The sequence below is a fragment of the uncultured Salinibacterium sp. genome (genome assembly GCF_963974405.1).
In the GTDB taxonomy this organism is placed as follows: Bacteria; Actinomycetota; Actinomycetes; order Actinomycetales; family Microbacteriaceae; genus Rhodoglobus.
In genome coordinates this window covers 1060154-1074450 of sequence record NZ_CAXBBH010000001.1, presented here as the reverse complement: position 1 = coordinate 1074450, position 14297 = coordinate 1060154, and the positions used below count along the sequence as shown (strand labels likewise).

At 59.8% G+C, this 14297-nt stretch carries 14 protein-coding genes; 5 read left to right on the top strand and 9 right to left on the bottom strand.

Annotated features, from left to right (window positions below; all coding sequences use genetic code 11):
* Nucleotides 1-11: 11 nt before the first annotated feature.
* On the bottom strand, nucleotides 12-1058 hold the full coding sequence (locus AACZ26_RS05275) for a 3-isopropylmalate dehydrogenase (RefSeq protein WP_339619690.1): 1047 nt from the start codon (nucleotides 1056-1058) through the stop codon (nucleotides 12-14).
* Nucleotides 1059-1191: 133 nt separating this feature from the next.
* On the opposite strand from AACZ26_RS05275, the gene AACZ26_RS05270 reads away from it, so the two are divergent.
* Nucleotides 1192-1449 carry a DUF6458 family protein gene (locus AACZ26_RS05270; protein ID WP_339619689.1) on the top strand — a complete coding sequence of 86 codons (258 nt, stop codon included), beginning with the start codon at nucleotides 1192-1194 and terminating at the stop codon, nucleotides 1447-1449.
* Nucleotides 1450-1540: 91 nt separating this feature from the next.
* On the opposite strand, the gene serA is transcribed toward AACZ26_RS05270, so the two are convergent.
* The gene (gene serA / locus AACZ26_RS05265) at nucleotides 1541-3133 is read right to left on the bottom strand and encodes a phosphoglycerate dehydrogenase (RefSeq protein WP_339619687.1); all 1593 of its coding nucleotides are present in this window, start codon (nucleotides 3131-3133) and stop codon (nucleotides 1541-1543) included.
* 105 nt (nucleotides 3134-3238) lie between these two features.
* On the opposite strand from serA, the gene AACZ26_RS05260 reads away from it, so the two are divergent.
* The 3 genes from AACZ26_RS05260 (at nucleotide 3239) to AACZ26_RS05250 (ending at nucleotide 5155) form a co-directional block, all read left to right on the top strand.
* A complete protein-coding gene (locus AACZ26_RS05260) occupies nucleotides 3239-3658 on the top strand; it encodes a DoxX family membrane protein (RefSeq protein WP_339619685.1) in 420 nt (139 codons plus the stop codon).
* A 62-nt stretch (nucleotides 3659-3720) separates the two neighbouring features.
* A complete protein-coding gene (locus AACZ26_RS05255; RefSeq protein WP_339619684.1) occupies nucleotides 3721-4239 on the top strand; it encodes an META domain-containing protein in 519 nt (172 codons plus the stop codon).
* Between the two features lie 127 nt (nucleotides 4240-4366).
* Nucleotides 4367-5155 (top strand): HesA/MoeB/ThiF family protein, encoded by a 789-nt coding sequence (locus AACZ26_RS05250; protein WP_339619683.1) that lies wholly within the window; start codon nucleotides 4367-4369, stop codon nucleotides 5153-5155.
* A gap of 15 nt (nucleotides 5156-5170) precedes the next feature.
* Here the strand turns inward: AACZ26_RS05250 and AACZ26_RS05245 are convergent, their stop codons facing one another.
* A complete protein-coding gene (locus AACZ26_RS05245) occupies nucleotides 5171-5893 on the bottom strand; it encodes a Pr6Pr family membrane protein (protein WP_339619681.1) in 723 nt (240 codons plus the stop codon).
* A gap of 46 nt (nucleotides 5894-5939) precedes the next feature.
* Between AACZ26_RS05245 and AACZ26_RS05240 the strand changes: the two genes are divergently transcribed.
* Nucleotides 5940-6704 carry a DUF1353 domain-containing protein gene (locus AACZ26_RS05240; protein ID WP_339619680.1) on the top strand — a complete coding sequence of 255 codons (765 nt, stop codon included), beginning with the start codon at nucleotides 5940-5942 and terminating at the stop codon, nucleotides 6702-6704.
* Between the two features lie 71 nt (nucleotides 6705-6775).
* Here the strand turns inward: AACZ26_RS05240 and ilvC are convergent, their stop codons facing one another.
* From ilvC to otsA, 6 genes are read right to left on the bottom strand one after another with little or no spacing between them, the layout of a single operon-like run.
* On the bottom strand, nucleotides 6776-7801 hold the full coding sequence (gene ilvC / locus AACZ26_RS05235; RefSeq protein ID WP_339619679.1) for a ketol-acid reductoisomerase: 1026 nt from the start codon (nucleotides 7799-7801) through the stop codon (nucleotides 6776-6778).
* A 29-nt stretch (nucleotides 7802-7830) separates the two neighbouring features.
* Complete coding sequence (gene ilvN, locus AACZ26_RS05230; protein WP_339619678.1) at nucleotides 7831-8337, bottom strand: acetolactate synthase small subunit; 507 nt, start codon at nucleotides 8335-8337, stop codon at nucleotides 7831-7833.
* A gap of 4 nt (nucleotides 8338-8341) precedes the next feature.
* Nucleotides 8342-10126, bottom strand: a complete 1785-nt coding sequence (locus AACZ26_RS05225) for an acetolactate synthase large subunit (protein ID WP_339619676.1) — start codon at nucleotides 10124-10126, stop codon at nucleotides 8342-8344.
* A 34-nt stretch (nucleotides 10127-10160) separates the two neighbouring features.
* Nucleotides 10161-11864, bottom strand: a complete 1704-nt coding sequence (ilvD, locus tag AACZ26_RS05220; RefSeq protein WP_339619674.1) for a dihydroxy-acid dehydratase — start codon at nucleotides 11862-11864, stop codon at nucleotides 10161-10163.
* A gap of 17 nt (nucleotides 11865-11881) precedes the next feature.
* Nucleotides 11882-12688 carry a trehalose-phosphatase gene (gene otsB, locus AACZ26_RS05215; RefSeq protein WP_339619672.1) on the bottom strand — a complete coding sequence of 269 codons (807 nt, stop codon included), beginning with the start codon at nucleotides 12686-12688 and terminating at the stop codon, nucleotides 11882-11884.
* Nucleotides 12689-12690: 2 nt separating this feature from the next.
* The gene (gene otsA / locus AACZ26_RS05210) at nucleotides 12691-14199 is read right to left on the bottom strand and encodes an alpha,alpha-trehalose-phosphate synthase (UDP-forming) (protein ID WP_339619670.1); all 1509 of its coding nucleotides are present in this window, start codon (nucleotides 14197-14199) and stop codon (nucleotides 12691-12693) included.
* Nucleotides 14200-14297 lie beyond the last annotated feature (98 nt).

The following is a 14297-nucleotide window of genomic DNA, read 5'->3' as shown; positions in this document are numbered from 1 at the left end:
ATGGCGGTGGGTTAATTCTGCGCTACAGCGTCGGCAATTGCACTGCCAATCTCAGACGTCGAGCGTGCGGCGGTGCCGCGAGTGCTGAGATCGGCTTCCACGGCCGCCGTGACCTTAGCCGCGGCATCCGTGTGACCGGACTGTGAGAGCAGCAATGCAATCGACAGGATTGCCGCCGTAGGATCAGCGAGTTGTTTGCCCGCAATGTCGGGCGCTGAGCCATGAACCGGCTCGAACATGGAGGGGAATTGCCCGCTCGGGTTCAGATTGCCGGAGGCGGCCAAACCAATGCCGCCGCTGATGGCTGCTGCGAGGTCTGTCAGGATGTCACCGAAAAGGTTGTCGGTAACGATGACGTCAAATGTACTCGGTTTTGTCACGAGGAAGATAGTCGCCGCATCCACGTGCAGGTAATCGACCGCAACATCCGGGTATTCGGCAGAAACGCGGTCGACCGTTGACTGCCACAGGCCACCCGCGTACGTGAGCACGTTGGTCTTGTGCACAAGCGTGAGCTTCTTGCGCGGGCGTGCCATCGCGTGCTCGAAAGCGAAGCGCACAACGCGCTCAACTCCGTAGGCCGTGTTCAGTGACACCTCGGTCGCGATCTCGTGAGGAGTGCCGGTGCGGATGCTGCCACCATTGCCCACGTAGGGACCCTCGGTACCTTCGCGCACAACAACAAAGTCGACAATGCCGGGCTCGGCCAGCGGCGACGTGACACCGGGGAAGATCGTGGTGGGACGCAGATTGACGTGGTGATCGAGCGCGAACCGCAGCTTGAGCAGCAGACCTCGCTCGATGATGCCGCCCTTGAGGCGAGGATCGCGCGGGTCTCCCCCGACAGCACCGAGCAGGATCGCGTCGTGCTTCGCGAGCTCTGCGATGTCGGAGTCTTCGAGAATTGTGCCCGACTCGAGGTAGTGGCTGGCTCCAAAGGGGAACTCGGTGGTGGAAACATCCACCCCGGTTGCCTTCAGAACTTTGAGGGCCTCGGCCACAACTTCGGGCCCAATACCATCACCGGGAATGACTGCAAGCTTGATCTGAGAAGGCATGTAAATACAGTACCGCTGCGGGGCTGGAGCGCGCGTCAGAGTGTGGGCGTCACACAGCCTCCCGCTGGCTAAATATGACTTTCCTGAACGTTAGCTGGTTGCGGGCTGAATTACACACGCTAAAATTGTCCGCATGAGTATTGGAACCGGAATTGTATTGTTCGTAATCGGCGCGATTCTTACGTTCGCGCTCGATTTCCAAATCGACGGAGTCAACCTTGACCTCATCGGTTACATCCTGATGGGTGCCGGGTTCGTCGTGTTCGTTATCGGCCTCGTGCTGATGATGCGCAAGCGCACCTCCGTCACGACCGTGCACAACGGCACCGACGGAGCGAACGGCTCCGTCACGGAGCGTCGCACCAGCACGACCCCTGACGACACCATCTAACAACAACTCTCAACACGCACAAAAGGCGCGTCCCGATCACTCGGGCCGCGCCTTTTGTGGTGATTACGCCGCCACCAGCGGCGATTCAGCGTTAAGCGTCGACGATATCGATCGCGTGCACGTAACGAGCGTCAATGCGCTCAGCCACAGTCGCGAGAACATCAGCGGATGCTTGCGAGTCAACGGTGAGAACCGAAAGCGCGTTGCCGCCCTCGCTCTCGCGCGAAATCTGCATACCCGCAATGTTGATGTTGGCGTCGCCGAATTCCTTACCAAAGACAGCAACAATTCCGGTGCGGTCTTCGTACATCATGACGATGAGGTGATCTGCGAGCGGAACCTCGATGTCGTAGCCGTTGATCTCCACGATCTTCTCGAGCTGCTTGTGTCCGACCAGGGTTCCCGAAACAGAAACCTGCGATCCGTCAGCAAGCGAACCACGAATGGTCAGCAGGTTGCGGTATTCGGGGCTCACGGCATCCGTAATCAAACGCACCGTGAGGCCGCGCTGGTCAGCGAGCACCGGAGCGTTGACGTAACTCACCGTCTCCGACACAACGTTCGTGAAGATGCCCTTGAGTGCGGCAAGCTTGAGCACGTTGACATCGTGTTCAACGATCTCACCGCGAACCTCAATATCAACACTCGTGAGGGGGCTGTCAGAGAGCCCAGAGAAGACCTGACCAAGCTTTTCCATGAGCGGGATGCCGGGGCGCACGCTCTGGTCGATAACGCCACCCGCAACGTTCACGGCGTCGGGCACGAGCTCGCCACCGAGGGCAAGTCGAACCGACTTGGCTACCGAAACGCCAGCCTTCTCTTGAGCTTCAGCGGTCGAAGCGCCGAGGTGAGGCGTGACAATGACATTCTCGAGCGAGAGCAGCGGTGAGCCGGTGGGCGGCTCGCTCACAAACACGTCAAGACCAGCACCGGCGATGCGACGCGACTTGAGCGCCGTGTACAGCGCATCTTCATCGATGAGGCCACCACGGGCGACGTTCACGATGTAGGCACTCGACTTCATGCGAGCAAACTGCTCTGTCGAGATCATGCCCGTCGTCTCGGGAGTCTTGGGCATGTGGATCGTGATGAAGTCCGAACGCTCGAGAAGCTCGTCGAGCGACACCAGAGTGACGCCCATCTGCTGCGCGCGAGCAGCCGTGACATAGGGGTCGTAGGCGATGATGCTCGTGCCGAACGACTGCATCCGCTCAGTGATGAGACCACCGATACGGCCGAGGCCGATGATGCCGATCGTCTTCTCAAAAAGTTCGGTACCCGAGTACTGCGAGCGCTTCCACTGCCCCTGCGCGAGAGCGCTCGACGCGGCAGGGATGTGACGCGCGAGGCTCAAAATGTGCCCAACGGTCAGCTCTGCAGCCGAGATGATGTTGGAAGTAGGAGCATTCACAACCATGACACCGGCAGCGGTCGCCGCCTTGATGTCCACGTTGTCGAGGCCAACACCGGCGCGAGCAATGACCTTCAAGCCAGGCGCGGCAGCAAGAGCATCGGCATCCATGTGGGTCGCGGAGCGGATGAGAACGGCCTGCGCATCCGCGAGCGCAGACTTCAACGCGTCACGGTCAGTGCCGTCAACGTTTCGAATCTCAAAGTCGGGCCCGAGAGCGTCGACTGTTGCGGGGGAAAGTTCTTCGGCGATCACAACGATCGGCTTAGCCACAGATCTGATCCTTCAATTCGCGGGGACTTCGCGCTGACACAACGAAGGCTGCTGGAGTAGACAACTACAGCAACTTTAGCGGCGACGGGAAGCCGCCGTTGCCATGTGACAACTCAGTGCGACGATAGAGCCATGATGGATGCCGTCGAGATAGCCCAGTGGGCGTTACGTATTGCCCTCGCACTCGCGTTCGTCGCCATGGGAGTCAGCCATTTTGTAGCCGCTCCTGCCCGCACGATGCGGGCCATGATCCCACCGGTTTTGCGTCAGAAATGGATGCCCTCCCCCGCCGTTCTCGTGACCATCACCGGACTCTGCGAAGTCGCCGGCGGAATCGGATTACTGTGGGAACCCGTGCGATTTATTGCCGGAATCGCACTTATCGTCTTTCTGATTGCGGTGTTCCCCGCCAATGCGTATGCGGCCGAGCATCCGGATCGCTTCGGTAAGGCCGCGCTGCCATTTTGGCCACGCTATTTCGGTCAACTGGTGTTGATCGCGTTGATCGTTCTCGCGGCGATCTAAAAATTTTCGGCACCGCCCAACGAAAATGCTGTCCTCTTCGTCTACCTAGGTAGGAGGAAACAATGACCAAGAAATCGCTGTTCACGAAGTTCACCCCGCTGCTGGCGGTGGGACTGCTCGCCCTCGCTGCTTGCGCGGGGCCGGCAAATCAGGACGGCTCCGACGAGCCGCCGATCGATAGCGGCCCCGGCATGGGCGTAGAAGGACCATCGGGCGATGACATGCCGATCGAAGGAATCGACGGCACCTGGCTCTTTGCGGATGGCTCTGACGCGGCTGGCCCGCTCACCCTCGATGATTCCGCCACCGTCACGCTCACGATTATGGGAAGCGAGATTCGGGGTCAATCGACGTGCAACGGGTACAGCGCGACACTGACCGGCGACCCAGACGATCTGTCGATCGACACCGTGACATCAACCAAAATGGCCTGCGAAAACACCCTCATGGAGTTCGAGTCACGCTACTTCGCGGCGCTCTCTGGCGCGACGACCGCCATCCCCACCGGCGGTAGCCTCGTCGTTCAGGGCGACGGCGTCACGCTCAACTTCTTGCCGTCGTCGTCGCTCCCACAGGGATAAAGCAGTGAGGGTGCTCACCCCGAACAGAGCTGAGTGCACGCTCCCAGAACCCCCAGTTCGCGGCTAAACAGATTGCCCGAGGCCTTTTCTCAGCGGTTCGCCACCCTCGCGGTGGAAGAATCAACCTATGGATCAGCGGTTTAGCCGCCAGCTCGCACTAACCAACTTCGGCGAGACGGCGCAAAAGAACTTGGCGCGCTCGCGCGTGCTCGTCATCGGCGCGGGTGGCGTCGGCAGCACGGTTATTCCGTCGCTTGCTGCTGCCGGCGTCGGTACCGTTGGTGTCATCGACGATGATCGTGTTGAACTCAGCAATCTGCACCGGCAACACATCCACCGCCTTTTGGATGTCGGCCACAAGAAGGTTGTTTCGGTGGTCGAACGTGTCGCTGATCTCAGTCCCGCGACAACCATTGTCGCGATTGACTCAAAGTTGACCCCCGAGAACGCTCTCGAGTTATTTGCCGGATACGACCTCATCGTTGATGGCAGCGATAACTACGCAACGCACTACCTCGCGGCAGATGCTGCCGAGATCACCGGAATACCTCTTGTGTGGGGTATCGCCTGCGAATTTGGGGCTCAAGCCGGTGTCTCGTGGCCTGCACGCGGCGCTGGCTTTCGGGATCTTCACCCGCTGCCGCCTGAAACAGCGACGATTGACACCAATGTCGTCTGCGGCATATTTCCCGGCGCAGTGAGTGTTGTGGCGTCGATTGTGACGAGCGAAGCAATCAAGATTGCAGCGCAGATCGGCACGACACTGCTCAATCGAGCCACCAACTATGACGCCCTAACCGGTGAATTCTCGCAGCAGGCGTATGAACGAGCTGCCGACGCTCAGCCGATCACCGCGCTCGCTAACTACCGCCACCTCTTCGCCTACTCTCCCGCGGATGAGTGGCCGACGGGCTAACCCACAGTTGCCGCGCTAGCGGTTAGCGCGACTGTGCCACCACAGATCAGTGTTCGCCCACTTCGCTCGGCTGATGGCGATCAACGCAAGCGCGATGCCCACGATGAACGCAGCAATGCCGAGCACGTAAACGAGCACTCCACCCCACCCGTTGGGCCCAGAAGGCTCTAAGAAGGGGTACGGAAACCATCCGTCGAGCAGCCCGCGCACGAACGTGAATGCCAACCACGCGAGCGGGTAGATGACGACAATGCGCACGTCGCGCATCCGCAGCACTGGTCGCGACGGCGAGAACAGCCAATCGAGCAGCAAGAACAGCGGCACCCACACATGAAGCACCTCGTTGGGCCACTGAATGCCCACATACCCTTCATCAGGTAGCCCGCGAAGCAGCACGTTGTAGACGACAGCGGTCACGACCGCATACGAGACGACGGATGCTCGCAGCACACCCAGCAGAGAACCCTCGTGCCGCGGGCGCACGGCCGCCAGCCCGCTCAGCGCAAGAATCACGGCATTAATCAGGCTCGACTGGATCGTGAAATAGCTGAAGTATTCCTGCGCCACGAAGTCATTGTGAATCGACTCGTCAACGACCTGAGTTGCGATACTCGCCACCACGAGCGCGGAAGCGAGTAGCCGAAGGATCCCAACCGTCCGAGCTGCCTTCGGGGGCCGCCCCGCGACAAACGCAAAGTCACGAGATCGAGAGGGGGTGCGCTGCGCGTTCGTTGTCACTCCGACAGAATAGTCTGCAGACCTTGAATAGACAGAGGAGTCCACCATGCCATTCACGGATCGCTACGGAAATGAGTTACGCAGCTTGCCGTTGATCTACCGGCTGGGCCGCGATTTTCAAGTCGCGGAATCCTTCTGTTGGCGTGATCCTCGCCCTGCCGGGACTGTCATCGAAGTGCCGGCACACGACCTTGAGCTTCCACCCACTGGGGGCAATGGCACCGACTTCGCTTCGGTCCCGCCCTTTCTCTGGGGGCTCATCGCCAGCTACGGCAAGCAAACTCTGGCGGCGATCCTGCACGACCACCTCACGCAGCAGGCTAGGCTCGCCCCCGTGGAAGACCGGCTCGCGCTTCGCCGCGTCGCGGACGAAACGTTCCGGGTGGCTCTCGTCGATAGCGGAGTTCATCAGTTGCGTGCTCGGGTCATGTGGGCGGCGGTTGGTATCGAACGGTATGCGCGCCACGGCGGTGTTCTCGGTTGGCTCATCATCGCCCAACTCGCGCTCGGCATCGTTGCACTCGTTGCCGCGGTGGTACTCGGGGTCATCGTGCATCCGCTCTGGTTACTGCTGGCCGCAGCGCCGGCCGCACTCGCGGTGCTCTGGGGCACGAACGCAAACCTTGTAATCGCGTCGACGTATCTCGGCGCGCTCTACGCTCCCCTCGTCGCCGCCGCCTTCATCGGCTCACGGCTCGAGCAACTCTTGGCCTTCGTGATCTGGGTCGCGACGGGAACCCCGGGACCTATCCCCAAAGCCGAGCCGACTCTGCGCTGGCCCGACCACGGCACGACACTGCCGCCGCTCTAGCTCTTTTCCGCCCGCTAACGACCAACGGCCGCCCCGCAAAGCGGAACGGCCGTCGGCGTGACTAGCGAAAGTTAGCGCGCTGCTGAACCGTCGGTGTAGTCGGAGTCTTGCTGCTTCCACGCGAAGAGAGCGCGAAGCTCCTTGCCGGTTGCTTCGATGGGGTGGTTCTGGCCCTTTTCACGCAGGGCGAGGAACTCAACTCCGCCAGCATCCTGGTCCTTGATGAAGCGGTCTGCGAAGGCACCCGACTGGATGTCTGCGAGAACAGCCTTCATGTTCTCCTTGACCGACTCGTCGATGACGCGGGGTCCTGATACGTAGTCGCCGTACTCAGCGGTGTCAGAAACGCTCCAACGCTGCTTGGCGATGCCACCCTCCCACATGAGGTCAACGATGAGCTTGAGCTCGTGAAGTACCTCGAAGTAGGCGATCTGCGGCTGGTAGCCAGCCTCGATGAGGGTTTCGAAGCCGTACTGAACGAGCTGCGAAGTTCCACCACAGAGAACAGCCTGCTCACCGAACAGGTCGGTCTCAGTCTCTTCGGTGAACGTGGTCTTGATTCCGCCGGCGCGAAGTCCACCGATTGCCTTGGAGTACGACCATGCGAGGTCCCAAGCGGAACCGCTGGCGTCGTTCTCAACAGCAACGATGACGGGAACGCCACGGCCAGCTTCGTACTCGCGGCGAACGGTGTGACCCGGTCCCTTGGGAGCTACGAGGATGACGTCGACGTCTGCAGGAGCGTCGATGTAACCGAAACGGATGTTGAAGCCGTGGCCGAAGACCAAAACGTTTCCGGCTTCAAGGTTGTCCTTGATGTCGGCGGCGTAGAGGCCACGCTGGTGCTGGTCGGGAGCAAGGATCACAACAACGTCAGCCCACTTGGCTGCCTCGGCGCTCGAGAGCACCTCGAAGCCAGCGTCGGTTGCCTTGGCGGTGCTCTTCGAGCCCTCCTTGAGGCCAATCTTGACCTCAACACCGGAGTCGCGCAGGTTCAGTGCGTGCGCGTGGCCCTGTGAGCCATAGCCGATAACGGCAACCTTCTTGCCCTGGATGAGCGCGAGGTCAGCGTCTTTGTCGTAAAAGATCTCAGTCACAGTTGTGATTCTCCTTAGTTGTTGTTCTGTTAGTTCTTGAAAACTCGGTCGGTAATGCTCTTGGAACCACGGCCCATAGCCAGCAATCCACTCTGAGCAATTTCTTTGATCCCGTAGGGTTCGAGCACTCGCAGGAATGCTTGAATCTTGCCCGAGTCTCCGGTGGTTTCGATGATGAGCGCATCGGATGCGACATCAACCACGCGAGCTCGGAACAGGTTTACCGCTTCGAGAATTTGTGACCGCGTCGTGTTGTCGACGCGAACCTTAATGAGCAAGTGTTCGCGAGTAACCGACTGGCTAGGGTCGAGTTCCACGATCTTGATCACGTTGATGAGCTTGTTGAGCTGTTTCGTGACCTGCTCAAGGGGAAGCTCCTCGACATCCACCACAACGGTGATGCGCGAGAGGCCCTCAATTTCGCTTGATCCCACAGCCAGCGACTGGATGTTGAACCCGCGACGAGCGAACAGCCCGGCTACACGAGTCAGCAGACCCGGCTTATCTTCTACGAGTAGAGAAAGTACGTGACTCATCGCTTTACTCCTCTTCCCACTCGGGGGCATGGTCGCGGGCATACTGCACGCTTGAGTTACCGACACCCTGCGGCACCATCGGCCACACCATCGAGTCTCGGCTTACGACGAAGTCAATGACGACGGGGCGATCGTTGGTTTCGAGCGCGAGCTTGATAGCCGGGTCGATCTCCTCTTTCTTCGTGACACGGATGGCGAGGCATCCGTAGGCGTCAGCCAGCTTCACGAAGTCAGGAATCATGACGGTGTCGTGACCCGTGTTGAGGTCGGTGAACGAGTGGCGTCCGTCATAGAACAGCGTCTGCCACTGGCGAACCATGCCGAGGCTCGAGTTGTTGATGATCGCGACCTTGATGGGGATCTTGTTGATCGTGCAGGTGGCGAGTTCCTGATTCGTCATCTGGAAGCATCCGTCACCGTCGATCGCCCACACAGGACGGTCGGGGTTCGCCACCTTGGCACCCATCGCCGCGGGCACGCCGTAACCCATCGTTCCCGCACCACCCGAGTTGAGCCACGAGTTGGGGCGCTCGTGCTTGATGAACTGGGCAGACCACATCTGGTGCTGGCCAACGCCGGCCGCGAAGATACCCTCTGGCCCGGTGATTTCACCGATGCGCTGGATCACGTATTGCGGAGACAGCAGTCCGTCGTCCGGCTCCGTGAAGCCAAGCGGGAACTGGTTGCGCAGCGAATTGAGGCGCTCCCACCACTCGGAGTAATCAGGCTTCGTCGTCGTGCTCACATCGGTAAACGCTGCCGTCAGGTCGATGATGACATCTTTCGCATCACCCACGATCGGCACTTCAGCCGCACGGATCTTGCCGATCTCAGCGGGGTCGATGTCGACGTGAACAACCTTCGCAAGAGGCGCAAACTCTGTTGGCTTGCCCGTAACGCGGTCGTCAAAACGAGCACCGAGCGAGATGAGGAGATCGGACTCTTGGATGGCGAGAACGGCAGGCACAGAGCCGTGCATTCCCGGCATCCCGAGGTTCAAATCGTTGGAATCGGGGAACGCACCGCGAGCCATCAGCGTTGTCACGATCGGCGCGCCCACGAGGGTTGCGAGTTCAAGCAGCTCAGCAGAAGCGCCAGAGCGAACAACGCCACCACCCACATAGAACACGGGGCGCTCAGCCTCGGCCAGCATTTGTGCTGCCGCCAAAACCTGCTTGCCGTGCGCCTTCATGACCGGACGGTACCCGGGCAGGTCAACCTTGGGCGGCCAAATGAACGGGGCGGATGCCTGCTGGCAGTCCTTTGTAACGTCAACGAGCACCGGACCAGGGCGGCCCGTTGTCGCAATGTGGTACGCCGCGGCGAGGGTCGCCGGGATGTCTTCCGGCTTCGAGACGAGGAACGAATGCTTCGTGATCGGCATCGTGATTCCCGAGATGTCGACCTCTTGGAACGCGTCGGTTCCCATCGAGGTTGAAAACACCTGACCGGTGATCGCGAGCAACGGCACGGAGTCCATGTGGGCATCCGCGATCGCCGTCACGAGGTTCGTGGCTCCCGGACCCGACGTTGCGATGCAGACGCCGAGCTTTCCGGATGACGAGGCATAGCCCTCAGCAGCGTGACCAGCACCCTGCTCGTGGCGAACCAAAATGTGACGAATAGCAGTGGATGCCATGAGTTCGTCGTAAAAAGGCATGATTGCGCCGCCGGGCAAGCCGAAGACGTCTTTCACGCCCAACTTCTCCAGACTGCGCAGAATGGCACCCGAACCGGTCAAAATCTCCGGTGTGGTGCTCTTCGGCCGCGGTGCGGGTTCAGAGGACATGTGTGAATCCTTTAAGTCGAATGGTGAGCTGGCGCTAACTGGTGACCGCGCCGCGAGCGGCGGACTGCACAAGCTTCGAATACTTGGCAAGAACGCCTCGCGTGTAACGCGGAGGAAGGGGGGCCCAGCCTTTTCGGCGGGCTTCGAGCTCAGCGGAATCGACAAGTAAGTCGAGCGAGCGAGCTGCGATATTGACCCGTATCAGATCACCATCGCGCACGAAGGCAATAGGACCTGCGTCTACTGCTTCGGGAGCTATGTGGCCGATGCACAGCCCGGTTGTGCCGCCTGAGAATCGTCCGTCCGTCAAGAGTAGTACATCTTTTCCGAGTCCAGCGCCCTTAATGGCCGCCGTGATCGCGAGCATCTCGCGCATACCCGGCCCACCCTTGGGCCCTTCATAGCGGATGACGAGAACCGAACCAGCTTCGATAGTGCCAGCGGTGAGAGCATCCAGAGCTTCGCGCTCGCGTTCGAACACGCGAGCAGGGCCCTCGAACTCGGCAAGATCGAAGCCCGCCGTCTTCACTACAGCACCCTCGGGAGCCAAAGAACCCTTGAGGATAGTCAGACCACCGGTCGGGTGGATGGGGTTATCGAATGTGCGCAAAACTTCGCCATCGAGCGGGTCAATATCCATCTCAGCGAGGTTCTCGGCAACCGTCTTGCCCGTCACGGTGAGAGCGTCGCCGTGAATGAGGCCCTCTTCCATGAGTGCCTTCATGAGCACGGGAAGGCCGCCGTGACGATCAACGTCATTCATGACGTACTTGCCGAAGGGCTTCAAGTCGGCAAGGTGCGGAACCTTGTCGCCGATGCGGTTGAAGTCATCAAGAGTCAATTCGACCTCGGCCTCACTCGCAATCGCGAGGATGTGCAACACGACGTTGGTCGAACCGCCAAGAGCCATCGCGACAGTGATCGCGTTCTCGAAGGCCTTCTTCGTCATAATGTCGCGCGAAGTGATGCCCTTGCGAAGCAGGTTAACGACGGCTTCGCCCGAACGGTGCGCAAAGTAGTCGCGACGACGATCAGCGGATGCGGGGCTCGCCGAGCCGGGAAGGCTCATGCCCAAGGCTTCCGCAACACTCGCCATCGTGTTGGCCGTGTACATGCCGCCACAGGCGCCCTCGCCAGGAGCGAAGGCACACTCGATGCGCTTGGCATCAGCTTCGGTCATCCGGCCAGCCTTGACCGCACCAACGGCCTCGAACGAGTCGATGATCGTGATGTCTTTTTCGGTGCCGTCACTGAGCTTGACCCAGCCCGGAGCAATCGAACCGGCGTAGAGGAACACCGACGAGAGGTTGAGTCGGGCCGCGGCCATGAGCATTCCGGGAAGCGACTTGTCGCAACCAGCCAGTGTGACGGAACCGTCAAGGCGCTCGGCCTCCATGACGACCTCGACAGAGTCAGCGATGACCTCGCGACTGACGAGCGAGAAGTGCATGCCCTCGTGGCCCATCGAAATACCGTCGGAAACACTGATCGTGCCGAACTGCAGCGGGTATCCCCCACCGGCATGAACGCCCTCTTTCGCCGCCTGCGCGAGTCGATCGAGCGACAGGTTGCACGGGGTGATCTCGTTCCACGAGCTCGCGATACCAATCTGGGGCTTCTCCCAGTCGGCATCTCCCATACCAACGGCGCGCAGCATTCCGCGCGACGTTGTGGCTTCAATTCCCTCAGTTACCGTGCGGGAACGTGGCTTGATATCAATCGACTCACTCTCAGACATGCTTCGAGTTTAGGGCGTTACGCACCGTCAGTTTTGCGCGCGGATATCACGGCTTCTCGACGATCAGCCAAAAGCACCAAAAGTTCGGCGATGTCGGCAGTACCCGGCACCCGCAATCGTGCGACTGATGGCGCCTCACCAACGCGAACGCCAAGGTCGTGTGACCCCAGCACGGCGATCGCATCTTCGTCGGTCACATCGTCACCGGCAAAGAACACCGCGTCAGCACCTACGTAATCGCGCAGCCGGTGAATCGCGTCAGCTTTGGTGGCATCGTGGATAGCGAACTCCACGTTGTTCTTACCTTTGCGCACCGTAACGGTAGGCAGTTCCTGAGCAACCCGCGCGAGCGCTTCACGCTGCACTCGCTCGCCATCTTCTGCCGAGCACAGTCGAGTGTGAATCGCTTGACCTGCGGGCTTCAACTCAACCCAGGCGCCCTCGGCGGTATCCGCAACCTCGTGCGTAATTGTGTTCAACGTTTTTAGCGCTGCCGCTTCGTCCTCATCGAGAGGAGCCTCGGCAGCACCCTCATCAAAACGGAACTCGAGGCCGTGTGAGCCGCCGAAAAGCACCGAACGAGGTAGCTGAGATACGTATTCCAAGTTTTCGATGGCACGCCCAGAGATGAGAGCGAGTCGAGTGTCGGGAATCTCAAGAATACGCAGAAGTTGCGCGTGTGCCTGAGGAAGCGAACGGGCGTCATCGGGGTCGTCGACTTCGGGAGCCAGAGTTCCGTCAAAATCGAGCGCGATCAGGAGTGTAGGCACCGCGACCAACTCGTCAATCGCTTCTCGAAGGTCTGATGCTGAAGAAAACTGCACGACTACCTGACTCGCTTTCGCTCAATTGTCCACTCGACTTCTTCGGCCATTTCCAGCGGCGCAATCCTGCGGTGACGATCGGAGCGCGTTGCAGCCAAATTTTTCAAGAAGGCGTTCGACCACCGCTCGACGTCGTGCTCAAGTACTCGCTTGCGCATTGAGCGCATCCGAACCGCACGATCAGCCTTCGGCATAGTGATGGCGCGCATCATCGCCCCCTTCAAGCCGTCAATGTCGTGAGGGTTAATAAGCAGTGCCTTGCGAAGCTCCTCTGACGCCCCGGCAAACTCGCTCAAAATGAGCACACCGTCGTTGTCGAAGCGAGCAGCCACATATTCCTTGGCTACAAGGTTCATTCCATCGCGCAGCGCCGTGACGAGCAAGACGTCAGCCGCAAGGTACAGCGCGACCATCTCCTCGCGCGGGAACCCCTGATGCAGGTAATTGATCGGCGCGTGGCTGAGAGTGCTGAACTCGCCGTTGATGCGACCAACCGTCAGTTCAATCTCATCGCGCAAGTGCATATAGGCCTCGACACGCTCACGACTCGGGCTCGCAACCTGAATGAGAGCAACATCTCCAACCTCGATAGAACCGTCACGCAACAACTCGCCATACGCCTTCAACCGGTGACGGATGCCCTTCGTATAGTCAAGGCGATCAACCCCGAACATCACTGTTTTCGGGTTTCCCAATCCCTTGCGAATGTCGCGAGCACGCTGCTGAATCGCGGGATCCCGGGCGAGCTCTTCAAAGCTTCGCGCGTCAATCGAAATCGGGAACGACTTCGCAACAACGCGTCGCGTCGGCTGCCCCTCGATCGTGACTTCGATAGCCGGGTTTTTGGTGGGGTGGTTCGTGAGCCGGCGCACCGCGGACGAAAAGTTTGAGGCATCTGACGGGCGCTGAAAGCCAACCACATCGGCCCCGAGCATGCCCTCAATGATCTGCGTGCGCCACGGCAACTGAGCAAAGATTCCATATGGCGGAAAGGGAATGTGGTTGAAGAAACCGATCGTCAAGTCGGGACGCTTTTCTCGCAGCATGCGGGGCACGAGCTGTAATTGGTAGTCCTGCACCCACACGACAGCACCCTCGGCGCTGTTCGCTGCCGCAGCATCCGCAAACCGCTGGTTCACGGCAACATAGTCATCCCACCATTCCCGGTGATAGGCCGGTGGGGCGATAACGTCATGGTAAAGCGGCCACAGAGTGTCGTTGCTGAAACCCTCGTAGTACTCCTCAATATCTTGAGTGCTGAGAGGTACCGGGATGATTTGGATGCCGTCGTGATGAAAAGGTTCGACCTCAAGATCAGGGCGACCAGCCCACCCCACCCAGGCTCCATCTGCCTTCTGCATGATGGGCTCAAGGGCAGTAACGAGACCACCTGGAGAACGCTTCCACGAGAGAGATCCGTCGTCTTCAACCGTGCAATCCACGGGAAGCCGGTTGGAAACCACCACGAAGTCGTATTCAGCGGGAGAAGAACTCTTCTGTGATTCCGTCATGTAGCTAAGTTACCAGCGGGCCCTCGGCTGAGGCTGGGGATTGCGTTTCTCAACCGTTTCTTTCCGGTGACAGAACCAAGACATCCATTTCGCGCTAG

What these genes read in the sequence shown, in the direction of transcription:
- AACZ26_RS05275 (WP_339619690.1), bottom strand. Translation starts at nt 1,058, where the DNA reads ATGCCTTCTCAGATCAAGCTTGCAGTCATTCCCGGTGATGGTATTGGG.
- AACZ26_RS05240 (WP_339619680.1), top strand. Translation starts at nt 5,940, where the DNA reads ATGCCATTCACGGATCGCTACGGAAATGAGTTACGCAGCTTGCCGTTG.
- ilvN (WP_339619678.1), bottom strand. Translation starts at nt 8,337, where the DNA reads ATGAGTCACGTACTTTCTCTACTCGTAGAAGATAAGCCGGGTCTGCTG.
- AACZ26_RS05250 (WP_339619683.1), top strand. Translation starts at nt 4,367, where the DNA reads ATGGATCAGCGGTTTAGCCGCCAGCTCGCACTAACCAACTTCGGCGAG.
- AACZ26_RS05255 (WP_339619684.1), top strand. Translation starts at nt 3,721, where the DNA reads ATGACCAAGAAATCGCTGTTCACGAAGTTCACCCCGCTGCTGGCGGTG.
- otsA (WP_339619670.1), bottom strand. Translation starts at nt 14,199, where the DNA reads ATGACGGAATCACAGAAGAGTTCTTCTCCCGCTGAATACGACTTCGTG.
- AACZ26_RS05270 (WP_339619689.1), top strand. Translation starts at nt 1,192, where the DNA reads ATGAGTATTGGAACCGGAATTGTATTGTTCGTAATCGGCGCGATTCTT.
- AACZ26_RS05225 (WP_339619676.1), bottom strand. Translation starts at nt 10,126, where the DNA reads ATGTCCTCTGAACCCGCACCGCGGCCGAAGAGCACCACACCGGAGATT.
- ilvD (WP_339619674.1), bottom strand. Translation starts at nt 11,864, where the DNA reads ATGTCTGAGAGTGAGTCGATTGATATCAAGCCACGTTCCCGCACGGTA.